Raw genomic sequence first — 12,058 nt, forward strand, 5'->3', positions numbered from 1 at the left:
TCACCGACTGACCCCCAACACCCCCCGCCCCCCAACCCCCCGGCTCACCGAGCCGGGGCTTTCGCGTGCGTGGGGTCGCGATGTCCAAAAAATATCCCCGGATTCAGTCCCCTCGTCGGAAATTCAAGTCCGGTGGAATAGAGTCACGGGGTAAACGTTCCGGCCGCGTGCCATTCGCGCTTGACCGGGTGTCAATCGACCGCGTATCGCGGGCATCGAGGCGGAGGCCGAGTCATGCGCATTCCCGCACAGTCGGTATGCACAGCGATCCGCGACGACATCGTCGCCGGCGTCTACGAGCGCGGTGGCCGGCTCACCGAGGAACTGCTCGCGCGTCGCTACGGGGTCTCGCGCGTGCCTGTCCGTGAGGCGCTGCGCACCCTGGAGGCGGAGGGGTTCGTCGTCACGCGCAGGCACGCGGGCGCGTGCGTGGCCGAACCCACCGAGCGGGAGGCGGCCGACCTCCTGGAGATCCGCATGCTGCTCGAACCCATGGGCGCCGCCCGCGCCGCGCAGCGCCGCACCGAGGCCCACCTCAAGGTGCTGCGCGGCCTGGTCAGGCTGGGGCAGGAGCGCTCCCGGCGGGGTGAGAGCGAGGATCTGCGCTCTCTCGGCAGCTGGTTCCACGAGACGCTCGCCCAGGCCTCGGGCAGCCCTGGCCTGATCACCCTGCTCACCCAGCTCCGCCACAAGATCGCCTGGATGTACGCCGTGGAGAGCCCGGCCCGGCCGGCCGAGTCCTGGGCCGAGCACGGTGCCATCGTCGACGCCGTGGCGCGGGGCGACGCGGAGCGTGCCCGCGCCCTGACCACCCTGCACGCGGAGCGTGCGGCCGCCGCCCACAGGCTGCGCGTCCCCCGCGCGGGCGGGCGCGTGAGGACTTCGCAACATGCAGTCAACACGGTGGGGCGCCAGGCTTAACAACAGCGCCGTATACAAAGAAGTGCACTATTCGGTGAATGGATTGAACGAGGTGCGGGGAAAATTGGCTGCCTGTTTCTTCCTATTCCCTGTCGCTCAATTCGCTCCGCAATCGTGAACGAAAAAGCCGCGCGTCCCAAAAGGGAACGCGCGGCTCAGCCGTACTGCTTTTGTCTTTGTGTCAGACGGTCTCGGGGAGCTCCTCGAGACCCTCGGCGACCAGCTTCGCCAGACGGTCGAGCGCGGCGTCCGCACCCTCGGCGTCGGAGGCCAGCACGATCTCCTCGCCGCCCTGCGCGCCCAGGCCGAGCACGGCCAGCATGGAGGCGGCGTTGACGGGGTTGCCGTCGGCCTTGGCGATCGTCACGGGAACGCCGGCCGCCGTGGCGGCGCGGACGAAGATGGAGGCGGGGCGGGCGTGGAGGCCCTCGGTCCAGCCGACGTTGACGCGGCGCTCAGCCATGTGATGCTGCCCTTCAGGTGTCTCACGGTTGTCTAGACCAGTGTTCCATATCGTAAGGCGTGCGTGACGCGGACCCAGGTCCTCACCGGCACGGCCCTTCGGTCCTCCATAGCGTGCCTCCCGTACGCACGGGCCGCGACCCGTACGACAGGCCGTCATCTGTCAGTGCCCGGCCCTACTCTTGCGGCATGGAGACCCCGTCGGACCGGCATGAGTATCCCGCCCACTGGGAGGCCGACGTCGTGCTGCGCGACGGCGGCACCGCGCGGATCAGGCCCATCACGACCGCGGACGCCGAGCATCTGACCAGCTTCTACGAGCAGGTCTCGGACGAGTCGAAGTACTACCGTTTCTTCGCGCCCTACCCCCGCCTGTCCGCCAAGGACGTGCACCGCTTCACCCATCACGACTACGTGGACCGGGTCGGTCTCGCCGTCACGGTGGGCGGCGAGTTCATCGCCACGGTGCGCTACGACCGGATCAACGCGCAGGGGAGGCCGGCGACCGCGCCGGCCGACGAGGCGGAGGTCGCCTTCCTCGTGCAGGACGCCCACCAGGGCCGGGGCGTCGCCTCGGCGCTCCTGGAGCACATCGCGGCCGTCGCCCGCGAGCGCGGCATCCGCCGGTTCGCCGCCGAGGTGCTGCCCGCCAACAGCAAGATGATCAAGGTGTTCCGGGACGCCGGGTACACGCAGAAGCGCAGCTTCGAGGACGGCGTCGTCCGCCTGGAGTTCGACATCGAGCCCACGGAGGCCTCGCTCGCGGTGCAGCACGCGCGCGAGCAGCGCGCCGAGGCCCGCTCGGTGCATCGCCTGCTCGCCCCCGGCTCCGTCGCCGTGATCGGCGTGGGGCGTGCCGCCGGAGGAGTGGGCCGCAGCGTTCTCGACAACCTGAAGGACGCCGGTTTCACGGGCCGCCTGTACGCGGTGAACCAGGCGTTCGGGGACGACGTCACCGAGATCGACGGCGTGCCCGCCCACCGCTCCGTACGCGACATCGACCCGGCCGCCACGGTCGACCTGGCCGTCGTCGCCGTGCCCGCCCCGGACGTCCCCGAAGTCGTCGCCGAATGCGGCGAGCGCGGCGTGCAGGGCCTCGTCGTGGTCTCCGCCGGCTACGCCGAGAGCGGGGAGGAGGGCCGCGAGCGCCAGCGCGCCCTGGTCCGCCAGGCCCGCAGCTACGGGATGCGCATCGTCGGGCCGAACGCCTTCGGAATCGTCAACACGTCACCTGAGGTACGGCTCAACGCCTCGCTCGCCCCCGAGATGCCGCGTCCCGGACACATCGGCCTGTTCGCCCAGTCCGGCGCCATCGGCATCGCGCTTCTGTCCCGCCTGCACCGCAGGGGCGGGGGCGTTACCGGAGCCAGCGGGGTCTCCACGTTCGTCTCCGCGGGCAACCGCGCGGACGTCTCCGGGAACGACGTCCTGCAGTACTGGTACGACGACGCGGACACCCACGTCGCCCTCATGTACCTCGAATCGATCGGCAATCCCCGCAAGTTCACCCGCCTCGCCCGCCGCGCGGCCGCCGCCAAGCCCCTCGTGGTCGTGCAGGGCGCCCGGCACAGCGGCATCGCGCCGACGGGGCACGCGGTGCGGGCCACCCGCCTCCCGTACGCCACCGTGTCCTCGCTGCTGCGGCAGGCGGGGGTCATCCGGGTCGACACGATCACCGAACTCGTGGACACCGGCCTCCTGTTGGCCCGCCAGCCGCTGCCCGAGGGGCCACGCGTCGCCATCCTCGGCAATTCGGAGTCACTGGGCCTCCTGACGTACGACGTGTGCCTCTCCGAAGGGCTGCGCCCCAAGCCACCGCTGGACCTGACGACCGCCGCGTCCGCCGCCGACTTCCGGGCGGCTCTGGAGCAGGCACTGGCCGACGAGAAGACGGACGCCGTCGTGGTCACCGCGATCCCCGCCGTGGGGGAGGGCCCCTCGGAAGACGCGGAACTCGCGGCCGCCCTGAGCGCGGCAGCCGCCACCGGCCCCACGAAGCCGGTGCTCGTCGTCCACGTCGAGCTCGGTGGCCTCGCGGAAGCACTCTCCGCCGCGGCCAGCACGGGACCCAACGCGCCGGACACGCCACCGCACCGCACCACCCCCGAGACGGTCTCCGAGGAACTGCCGCCTCCCGCGGAAGCGGAGCCCGCGCCGCGCCTCATCCCCGCCTACCCGGCCGCCGAGCGCGCCGTCCGCGCGCTCTCCCAGGTGGCCAAGTACGGCCAGTGGCGACGGGACACGGCCGCGCCCGGCAAGGTGCCCGAGTACGACGCCGTCGACGAACAGGGGGCCGCCGACCTCATCGCGGAACTGCTCGCCAAGGAGAGCGACCCGCGAGGCGCCGACCTCGCCCCGGAGGACGCCCGCGCGCTGCTGTCCCGCTACGGCATCGACGTGCGCGCCACCACGCCCGCACCCGGCCCGGACGAGGCCGCGGCGGCAGCACACACGCTCGGCTACCCGGTGGCCCTGAAGACGACGGCCCCGCACCTGCGGCACCGCCCCGACCTGGGCGGCGTACGCCTGGACCTGACCGGCGAGGGAGAGCTGCGGCGCGCCTACGAAGACCTGACCCAGCGGCTCGGCAAGCCGGCCGAACTGCGGCCGGTCGTGCAGTCGATGGCACCGCGCGGAGTCGACACCGTCGTGCGCGCCGTCATAGACCCGGCCGCGGGCGCCGTGCTCTCCTTCGGGCTCGCCGGCGCCGCCTCCGAACTGCTCGGTGACACCGCGCACCGGCTGATCCCGGTGACCGACAAGGACGCGCAGGCGATCGTGCGGTCCATCAAGACGTCCCCGATCCTGTTCGGCTGGCGCGGCGCGGCCCCCGTCGACACGCCCGCGCTCGAGGAGCTGCTGCAGCGGGTGTCGCGCCTGGTCGACGACCACCCCGAGGTCGTCGGCGTCGCCCTCGAACCGGTCGTCGTGGCGGAGCGCGGGCTGACCGTCCTCGGCGCCTCCGTCCGGCTCGCGCCGCCGCCCGCCCGTGACGACCTCGGCCCGCGCACCCTGCCCGACGCGTACTGAACCACTTCGCGACCACCCCGTCCGAAGCCCTCACGGAGAGTTATCCACAGGGGCATCGGCAGTCTCTTTGCGGGCCTTAGGATGGACCCCATGGCCAAGACCAGTACGACGACCCAAGGGCTGCGAGCGGCGATCGAGCGCAGCGGTTACTACCCGGCTCTTGTGGCCGAGGCGGTGGAGGCCTCGGTCGGCGGCGAGCCGATCTCGTCATATCTGGTGCACCAGGAGACCACGTTCGACGCGAACGAAGTCCGTCGGCATGTCACCGTCCTGGTCCTGACCGACAGCCGCTTCATCGTCAGCCACACCGACGAGCAGGCGGCGGACAGCACGTCCCCGACGTCGTACGCGACGACGTCGACGGAGTCCGTGCAGATCGGCCGGATCTCGTCGGTCGTGCTCAGCCGCGTCGTCGCCAATCCGGAGAAGTACGTCCCGGGGTCGCTGCCCCGCGAGGTCGTCCTCACCATCGGCTGGGGCGCCGTGTCCCGCATCGACATGGAGCCGGCGACCTGCGGTGACCCCAACTGCGAGGCGGACCACGGATACACGGGCAGCACGACCGCGGACGACCTGAGCCTGCGCGTCAGCGAGGCAGGGGACGGCCCGGAGACCGTGCGCCAGGCCCTCACCTTCGCCCAGTCCCTCTCCGAGGCCATCGCGGACGCCGGCCGCCGATGACGCAGGCCGCCTGGGACGACGTAGAGCCGCTGCCCGTCCACTCCGCTCCCGTCCCGGCGTACGGCACCGGATCCCTCGCCGATCTACTGCCCACCATCGGCACCCACCTGGGCGTGCCCGGCTGTACCGCCGCCATCCCCGAGCTGCAGCCGGTCGACCGCGCCTGCGTGTTCCTGATCGACGGCCTGGGCTGGGAGCAGCTCAGGGCGCATCCGGACGAGGCCCCGTTCCTCAGCTCGCTCATATCGTCCTCGCGCGGCGGCACCGGCCGCCCGATCACCGCGGGCTATCCGGCGACCACCGCGACCTCCCTCGCCTCCGTGGGCACCGGTCTGCCGCCCGGCGCGCACGGCCTGCCCGGCTACACCGTGCGCAACCCGGACACCGGCGAGCTGATGAACCAGCTCCGCTGGAAGCCGTGGACGAAGCCGCGGACCTGGCAGCCGTACCCCACGATCTTCCAGCGCGCCCACGAGGCGGGCGTGCACACGGCACAGGTGTCCGCGCCGCACTTCGAGTCGACGCCCCTCACCAAGATCGCCCTCAGCGGCGGCACGTTCCACGGACGCCTCTCCGGCGAGGACCGCATGGACCTGGCCGCCGAGCAGCTGTCCGCGGGGGACCGGTCGCTCGTCTACACGTACTACAGCGAGGTCGACGGCAAGGGGCACCGCTTCGGCGTCGACTCCGACCCCTGGCGCGGCCAGCTCATGTACGTCGACCGCCTCGCGCAGCGCCTCGCCGAGCAACTGCCGCCGCGCAGCGCCCTGTACGTCACCGCCGACCACGGCATGGTCGACATCCCCTTCGACGAGCAGTCCCGTATCGACTTCGACGACGACTGGGAACTGGGCGCGGGCGTCGCCCTGTTGGGTGGCGAGGGCCGCGCCCGCCATGTGTACGCGGTGCCGGGCGCGGCGGGTGACGTGCTCACGGTGTGGCGCGAGGTGCTCGGTGAGCAGTTCTGGATCGCCTCGCGCGACGAGGCCATCGCGGCCGGCTGGTTCGGGCCACAGGTTGATCAACGTGTGTACGACCGGCTCGGTGACGTCATCGCCGCGGCCCGTGACGACGTGGTCCTCATCGCCTCACGAAGCGAGCCGAAGGAATCCCTGATGGTCGGCAACCACGGCTCGATGACCCCGGCGGAGCAGCTCGTACCACTGCTGGAAGTACGGTCCTGACCCACCGGCCCCACCGATCACTTCGGCAACCCCCTCACGTCACGCGAAAGGTGCTCAACTTCCCATGCCCGAGCTGGTGTTCTTCTCCGGAACGATGGACTGTGGGAAGTCGACCCTCGCTCTGCAGATCGAGCACAACCGCTCGGCGCGCGGCCTCCAGGGCCTCATCTTCACCCGCGACGACCGTGCGGGGGAGGGCAGGCTCTCCTCCCGCCTCGGCCTGGTCACGGACGCCGTGGAGGTCGCCGACGACCTGGATGTCTACGGGTACGTGGTCGACCACCTCTCGCACGGTGGCAGGGTGGACTACCTGATCGCGGACGAGGCACAGTTCCTCGCGCCGGAGCAGATCGACCAGCTCGCCCGCGTCGTCGACGAGCTGGAACTGGACGTCTTCGCCTTCGGCATCACGACCGACTTCCGCTCCAAGCTGTTCCCCGGCTCGCAGCGCCTGGTCGAACTCGCCGACCGCGTAGAGGTGTTGCAGGTCGAGGCGCTGTGCTGGTGCGGTGCCCGTGCCACGCACAACGCCCGTACGGTCAACGGCGCGATGGTCGTCGAAGGCGCCCAGGTCGTCGTCGGCGACGTGGACCACATGGCGGACGAGATCGGCTACGAGGTGCTGTGCCGGCGGCACCATCGGCGGCGGATGACGAGTGCGACGGCGCACGCGGCAGCGCTCTCCCCGGACGTGCTGCCGGTCGGCTCGGCCTGAGCGAAACACGGGTCCCCGGGAAACGCAGGCCCCAGGAGACGCTCCACCTACGCAGCCGGAGACGCCACCACCGAGAACTCCGCGCCCTCCGGATCCGCCACCGTGGCCACCCGTCCGTGCGAGCCCTCGCGGGCGGCGGACACCACGTGGCCGCCCAGGTCGGCGGCGCGTTCCACCGACTCGTCCACGTCCCTGACCGTGAAGTACGTCATCCAACGCGGGCCCTGGCCACGGGGCAGGGCGTGGCCGACGCCGTGCACGGAGGCCACGGGGCGGCCCGCCAGGTGCAGGGTCAGGAAGTCGAAGTCGGCGGAGACGACGGCCTCTTCGGTGTATCCGAAGACCGCCTGGTAGAACTTCGCGACGCTCGCGGTCTCCCGCGTCACCAGCTCGTTCCACGCCATCGCACCCGGCACCCCGGTCACCGCCGACCCCACGTGCCCGGCGGCCTGCCAGATTCCGAACACCGCGCCCGCGGGGTCGGAGCCGATCGCCAGCCGGCCTGCTTCCCCGGCGTCCAGCGGGCCCACGCCCACCGTGCCGCCGCAGTGCCGTACCGTCTCGGCCGTCGCGTCCACATCGTCCGAGGCCATGTAGGGGGTCCAGGCGATCGGCAGCTGGCGGCCGGGCGGCAGCTGGCCGATGCCGGCGACTTCCCTGCCGTTGAGGAGCGCCCGCGCGTACGGGCCGAGCTGCTGGGGGCCGGGCCTGAACTCCCAGCCGAACAGCGCCCCGTAGAACTCCTGGGTCGCGGCCATGTCGTGCACCATCAGGCTCACCCAGCAAGGGGTGCCCGGTGCGCGCCGGGCTGCTGCCTCGGTCATCGTCACTCTCTCCTCGGAACGGAACCCTCGGGGCCCGCGGCTCGGGCTCTCAATGTCAGGTGGCGCCCGTATCTCAGGTGGCGCCCGTGCCGATGGTGGCACTCGGTGCCGTACGACGCTCTTCGGCCGCGCCGAAACCATCGGACTCCCCGCGGAGGATGCCCGAAACGGTGTTTCGCATACGTTTCGGTGCCGCGGCCCCGCCATGTCCGGTCAACATACGCTCGGTAGTCGATCGAGCACGCTATACGACCAGGAGCGCGCAGGCCAGAGCATGAGCAAGGATGGACCCATGAATGCCATCATCTCCGCATCCGAACTCGCGAGCGAGTTGACGGGCGGGCGGCCCCCCGTGCTGCTCGACGTCCGCTGGCAGCTCAGCCTCGCCAAGTCCGCCGGTGCGCCGGCGTTCGACGGCCGTGCCGAGTACACGGCGGGCCATGTGCCGGGCGCGGTCTACGTCGACCTCGACACGGAACTCGCTGGTCACGCGGGGCCGGGCGACGGCCGGCACCCCTTGCCCGAGCTGTCCGGATTCGGTGCGGCGATGCGCGCGGCCGGCGTCTCCGCGGACCGCGACGTGGTTGTATACGACGGCGGCCAGGGCTGGGCCGCGGCGCGCGCCTGGTGGCTGCTGCGCTGGACGGGTCACCCGTCCGTGAGAGTTCTCGACGGCGGGCTTGACGCCTGGGACGGCCCCCTGGAGACCAAGGCCCCGGCGCCGCAGCCGGGCAGCTTCGAGCCTGCACCCGGTGCCACCGGACTGCTCGACGCGGATGCCGCCGCGTCCCTGGCCCGCTCCGGTCTCCTCCTGGACGCCCGCGCCGCCGAGCGCTACCGCGGCGACGTGGAGCCCATCGACCGCGTCGGCGGCCACATCCCCGGCGCCGTGTCCGCTCCGACCACGGAGAACGTCGGCGGCGACGGCCGCTTCCGGCCGGCCGCCGAGCTCGCGGAACGCTTCAAGTCCCTTGGCGCGAACGGTGATCCGGGCCAGGTCGGCGTCTACTGCGGCTCAGGTGTCTCCGCCGCGCACGAGATCCTGGCGCTCGCCGTGGCGGGCACCGACGCCCAGCTGTACGTCGGCTCCTGGTCCCAGTGGTCCGCCGACGAGGCGCGCCCGGTGGCGACGGGACCGGACCCGCAGTAGCCACCGCCACGCAGAGGGGGGGGGGGGCGGCGGGCGGGGGGGGGCCCCCCCACCGCCCGGCGAATCGTTCCTCGGCCACACCGACCGTCCCCCGCGCCATCGAACACGGCGAGTTCGAAATCAAGCTCGCTCGATGTAGCCGTGTGTGGTCGCCGACGGGAGCGTCAGCGCAGGTGGACGGCTCCGGTGTGGGCATTGAGCACGTAGTGGTGGCCGTGGGCACGGGCCGTGCTGTGGCCGGCGTCCAGGGCAGCGACGCGCACGCCGTGCCGAGTGATCCAGGCCTTGTATGTCCCGTTCGCCAGCCTGGTGACATGGGCGAAGTCACCGTCGGCGAGCCGCACGTCGTGCGTCTTGCCGACCTGGCTCTTGTGGTGCTTCTTGTGCCGCGCATCCTTCTTCGCGGGGTGCTGCGGCACGTTCTGCTCGCTGTGCCAGCCACCGGGGTGCGTCACTCCGACGAAGCCGTTCGCCTGGTTGAGCACGTACGTGTAACCGTGCACGCGCTGACTCTTGTGCGCGGAGTCGAGCGCCGCGATCCGCACACCCTTGTGCGTGACCCAGGCCTGGTACGTGCCGTTCGCCAGCTCGGTGACGTGCGCGGTGCTGCCGTCGCTGAGCGGCAGGGTCTGGGTACGACCCGCCGCGTCACCGTGCCGGGCGGTAGCCGCGGGGGCGGCATGGGCCGGAGCGGCCTCGGCAGTCACGGCGAGGGCGGTCACGGCACCGAGACCGATAACGGCGGATGCCAGGGTCGTGCGGACAATACGAGAGGTCTGCATGCGCCGGCCCCTTTCCATGAGTCGAATGATTCGAGTGGGTCGATCGAGTCGAACGCGTCGTGTCGACCGCGTACTCATGAAGCTAGGCGGCACACATCAAGGCATTCCGTAGGAGACATCGCAGACATGTGAAAGCACCTCAAGAGTGCACAGTTAGTGACCAAATACCCGGCCACAACAGGGCCCTTCTGCCCGGCCGACATCTGGAGGTACACCCTTCAGTTACAGGGGGTGATCGTCGTGGCGGCCGCGAGTGCGGTCGAGGTTGGCGCCCAGGCGGATCGTGCCTCTCGACCCGTCCTGCCGAGCGGTGGCGTGGGCCCTGGTCGTGGCCCAGCGGCCGAGGATGTGCCGGTTGATGGCGCTATCTGAATCCGGTTCAGACCGCAGTTCCGTGAAGCTCATGGTCGGGTGAGGATGCGGATCCGGAGGAGTCGGAACGAGGCCCGGTCGCCGCCCGCGCCACCAACGTCTCCGTACAGTTGGGGCCGGTGCCATACGGCTCCGTCCCACCAGTAGCCTCAATGCCGGTAGAGGAACCCGTTGCGCCCGAACATCCACTCGTGGTGAAGGGAGCTCACGTCCTCGTCATGGATCAACAGCACGGTGCGCCCGTGAACGGGGTGCTGATGGACGGCCCACGCGTAGGCGCGGTTCTTCGTTTCGCTCGTGAAGGCCACCCATCCCCCACCGCGCAGACGGTCCGTGCGTCCCCACAGCCCCTCACCCTGGTTACGGCCCGTTTCGCTCGATCGCGTCGGGATTCTCCAACGGCAACCGCTCATCATTGATGAACGGCAAGCCCGGAACCGGGTGATCCGTCCGCAGGCCATTGGCGACCGGCTGAACCCAACTCAAAACCCCTCCTTGGATGCAGTCTCCAGCACTCCGTGCCCCTCCGCGCGGACAGGCCCCCCGGCATCCTTGCGGCACCGCAGGCGTCGCGAAACCAAAGTTGCGCAGACGCCGGATAGTTGGCTCGCGGGCTATCCGAGGCGGGTTTGCGATTGACTCGTTCCGCTCGGCCGGAAGCACCCGGTCAAGCTTGGGGGTGAACCATTCGCCGACGCGCGGAGCTCAGCAGGGGCTAGCTGTCCGCGCTCGCCGGCCTCGGCCTCGGCTGGGCGACGTGAGCTCGCTAGTGCTCTGACCTCATAGGTTCGCCGGTTGGCGGTCCTGATCTCGAGGTATCGATTGATCCAGCCGTAGGCTCCACTGTCATGGGATCAGCGATGTCTTTCATCCATCACCTTGGCGTGTTCGCCTCCGACTTCGAGGCGAGTGAAAGGTTCTACACCGCGGCGCTTGAGCCGCTCGGGATCTCTGCCGGATATCGAGGAAAAGGTGTCGCCGAGTATTGGCATCCGGATCGGGATACTCCCTCGGTGTCGTTGGAACGCGCGGATCCGTCCGCTACGGCGACTCGGGGGATGCACCTCGCATTCGACGCCGGGAGTCGAGCAGCGGTAGACACGTTCCACTCCGCTGCGGTGGCAGCCGGAGGCGCCTCCCGGCACACTCCGCGGCTTTGGAGTGAGTATCGCGCCTACTGTGCGTTCGTCAGCGATCCCGATGGCAACAACATCGAGGCCGTTCACAAGGAGATCCAGTAGCAGCTCGGCCCTGGTCAGGCTGCCTCAGCGACGGGGCGTGACTAGTTCCCCACCCCGCGGCGAGCGGCTCGGAATGCCGTGGCCGTGGCCTTCGTGGCCTTACCCGCTCGAGGGCGCCCCGCTTCATGGCACTGGGATGGACTGCGCGAACGAACCTCAAGGACACACCCGGCAGCGCCGCACCTTGGCCGCTGACGTCCCATTAGAGAGGGACATGCCAGAGTCGGGCGTGCCCTCTCGCGCATGTCAGGCGCCCACCCGCTTTGCCCGGGCCACCAGCGCGTCGCGCAGGATGCCGTCGGACGCGCGCGCCATCCGGAGCAGTTCACGGATCACCTCGGCCTTGTCCCAGCGAACGCCGGTCTGAGCCCTCAGGTCCAGGAGCCAATGGTCGATCTCGTGGGACTCACCCGGGTCGAAGCGGACTCTCGTCGGGATCGCGCCCTCCGCCTTCGGAGCTGGCCGGGGAGCGGTGTTGTACGTCGTCATGCCAGCCCAACGAGTCAGCTGCGCGAAGGACGCACGGCGCCGTTCCCGGCGGCATGGAGCCGCGGCTCCATGCCGTCAGCTCTCCTCTTCGGGTCCGGGGTCGCGTAGCCGATTGCGATGGCCGCAGTCCCAGCACTGCACCGTCTCCGGGAGGTTCACAAACCGCGTGCCGGAAACGCCGAAGGAACCGTCGATGCGGAAGCCTCC

Annotated in this window: 12 protein-coding genes; 7 read left to right on the forward strand and 5 right to left on the reverse strand. The window is 70.5% G+C overall.

What is annotated here, in order from left to right:
• Positions 1-234 precede the first annotated feature (234 nt).
• Positions 235-921: a GntR family transcriptional regulator gene (locus ABT004_RS06145; protein WP_351331752.1), complete on the forward strand. Its 687-nt coding sequence runs from the start codon at positions 235-237 to the stop codon at positions 919-921.
• Between the two features lie 181 nt (positions 922-1,102).
• Here ABT004_RS06145 and ABT004_RS06150 read toward each other — a convergent pair whose 3' ends face one another.
• Positions 1,103-1,384: an HPr family phosphocarrier protein gene (locus tag ABT004_RS06150; RefSeq protein WP_351331753.1), complete on the reverse strand. Its 282-nt coding sequence runs from the start codon at positions 1,382-1,384 to the stop codon at positions 1,103-1,105.
• Positions 1,385-1,572: 188 nt separating this feature from the next.
• Between ABT004_RS06150 and ABT004_RS06155 the strand changes: the two genes are divergently transcribed.
• From ABT004_RS06155 to ABT004_RS06170, 4 genes are all read left to right on the forward strand, one after another.
• Entirely contained in the window at positions 1,573-4,413 is a 2,841-nt protein-coding gene (locus ABT004_RS06155) for a bifunctional acetate--CoA ligase family protein/GNAT family N-acetyltransferase (protein ID WP_351331755.1), read from the forward strand.
• A 90-nt stretch (positions 4,414-4,503) separates the two neighbouring features.
• Positions 4,504-5,094, forward strand: coding sequence for a DUF5998 family protein (locus ABT004_RS06160; protein WP_351331757.1), 591 nt, complete (start codon positions 4,504-4,506; stop codon positions 5,092-5,094).
• Positions 5,091-6,278 (forward strand): alkaline phosphatase family protein, encoded by a 1,188-nt coding sequence (locus ABT004_RS06165; RefSeq protein ID WP_351331759.1) that lies wholly within the window; start codon positions 5,091-5,093, stop codon positions 6,276-6,278. Before ABT004_RS06160 ends, ABT004_RS06165 begins: the two co-directional genes overlap by 4 nt.
• Before the next feature lie 64 nt (positions 6,279-6,342).
• Positions 6,343-6,993: a thymidine kinase gene (locus ABT004_RS06170; RefSeq protein ID WP_351331761.1), complete on the forward strand. Its 651-nt coding sequence runs from the start codon at positions 6,343-6,345 to the stop codon at positions 6,991-6,993.
• A gap of 47 nt (positions 6,994-7,040) precedes the next feature.
• Here ABT004_RS06170 and ABT004_RS06175 read toward each other — a convergent pair whose 3' ends face one another.
• Positions 7,041-7,817, reverse strand: coding sequence for a VOC family protein (locus ABT004_RS06175; RefSeq protein ID WP_351331763.1), 777 nt, complete (start codon positions 7,815-7,817; stop codon positions 7,041-7,043).
• Positions 7,818-8,109: 292 nt separating this feature from the next.
• Between ABT004_RS06175 and ABT004_RS06180 the strand changes: the two genes are divergently transcribed.
• Complete coding sequence (locus ABT004_RS06180; protein WP_351331765.1) at positions 8,110-8,967, forward strand: sulfurtransferase; 858 nt, start codon at positions 8,110-8,112, stop codon at positions 8,965-8,967.
• 164 nt (positions 8,968-9,131) lie between these two features.
• Here the strand turns inward: ABT004_RS06180 and ABT004_RS06185 are convergent, their stop codons facing one another.
• Together ABT004_RS06185 and ABT004_RS06190 are read right to left on the reverse strand one after the other, a co-directional pair.
• On the reverse strand, positions 9,132-9,749 hold the full coding sequence (locus ABT004_RS06185) for a hypothetical protein (RefSeq protein WP_351331767.1): 618 nt from the start codon (positions 9,747-9,749) through the stop codon (positions 9,132-9,134).
• A gap of 521 nt (positions 9,750-10,270) precedes the next feature.
• Positions 10,271-10,429, reverse strand: a complete 159-nt coding sequence (locus tag ABT004_RS06190; RefSeq protein WP_351331769.1) for a hypothetical protein — start codon at positions 10,427-10,429, stop codon at positions 10,271-10,273.
• Between the two features lie 540 nt (positions 10,430-10,969).
• Here ABT004_RS06190 and ABT004_RS06195 point away from each other — a divergent pair.
• Complete coding sequence (locus ABT004_RS06195; RefSeq protein WP_351331771.1) at positions 10,970-11,362, forward strand: VOC family protein; 393 nt, start codon at positions 10,970-10,972, stop codon at positions 11,360-11,362.
• 246 nt (positions 11,363-11,608) lie between these two features.
• Here the strand turns inward: ABT004_RS06195 and ABT004_RS06200 are convergent, their stop codons facing one another.
• The gene (locus ABT004_RS06200) at positions 11,609-11,851 is read right to left on the reverse strand and encodes a hypothetical protein (RefSeq protein WP_351331773.1); all 243 of its coding nucleotides are present in this window, start codon (positions 11,849-11,851) and stop codon (positions 11,609-11,611) included.
• Positions 11,852-12,058 lie beyond the last annotated feature (207 nt).

The organism is Streptomyces sp. NPDC002790 (assembly GCF_040295505.1).
Taxonomy (GTDB): Bacteria; Actinomycetota; Actinomycetes; order Streptomycetales; family Streptomycetaceae; genus Streptomyces.

Excerpts from the sequence above, each read along its gene's own strand:
- ABT004_RS06145 (WP_351331752.1), top strand. The coding sequence starts at position 235 with ATGCGCATTCCCGCACAGTCGGTATGCACAGCGATCCGCGACGACATC.
- ABT004_RS06150 (WP_351331753.1), bottom strand. The coding sequence starts at position 1,384 with ATGGCTGAGCGCCGCGTCAACGTCGGCTGGACCGAGGGCCTCCACGCC.
- ABT004_RS06155 (WP_351331755.1), top strand. The coding sequence starts at position 1,573 with ATGGAGACCCCGTCGGACCGGCATGAGTATCCCGCCCACTGGGAGGCC.
- ABT004_RS06160 (WP_351331757.1), top strand. The coding sequence starts at position 4,504 with ATGGCCAAGACCAGTACGACGACCCAAGGGCTGCGAGCGGCGATCGAG.
- ABT004_RS06165 (WP_351331759.1), top strand. The coding sequence starts at position 5,091 with ATGACGCAGGCCGCCTGGGACGACGTAGAGCCGCTGCCCGTCCACTCC.
- ABT004_RS06170 (WP_351331761.1), top strand. The coding sequence starts at position 6,343 with ATGCCCGAGCTGGTGTTCTTCTCCGGAACGATGGACTGTGGGAAGTCG.
- ABT004_RS06175 (WP_351331763.1), bottom strand. The coding sequence starts at position 7,817 with ATGACCGAGGCAGCAGCCCGGCGCGCACCGGGCACCCCTTGCTGGGTG.
- ABT004_RS06180 (WP_351331765.1), top strand. The coding sequence starts at position 8,110 with ATGAATGCCATCATCTCCGCATCCGAACTCGCGAGCGAGTTGACGGGC.
- ABT004_RS06185 (WP_351331767.1), bottom strand. The coding sequence starts at position 9,749 with ATGCAGACCTCTCGTATTGTCCGCACGACCCTGGCATCCGCCGTTATC.
- ABT004_RS06195 (WP_351331771.1), top strand. The coding sequence starts at position 10,970 with ATGGGATCAGCGATGTCTTTCATCCATCACCTTGGCGTGTTCGCCTCC.
- ABT004_RS06200 (WP_351331773.1), bottom strand. The coding sequence starts at position 11,851 with ATGACGACGTACAACACCGCTCCCCGGCCAGCTCCGAAGGCGGAGGGC.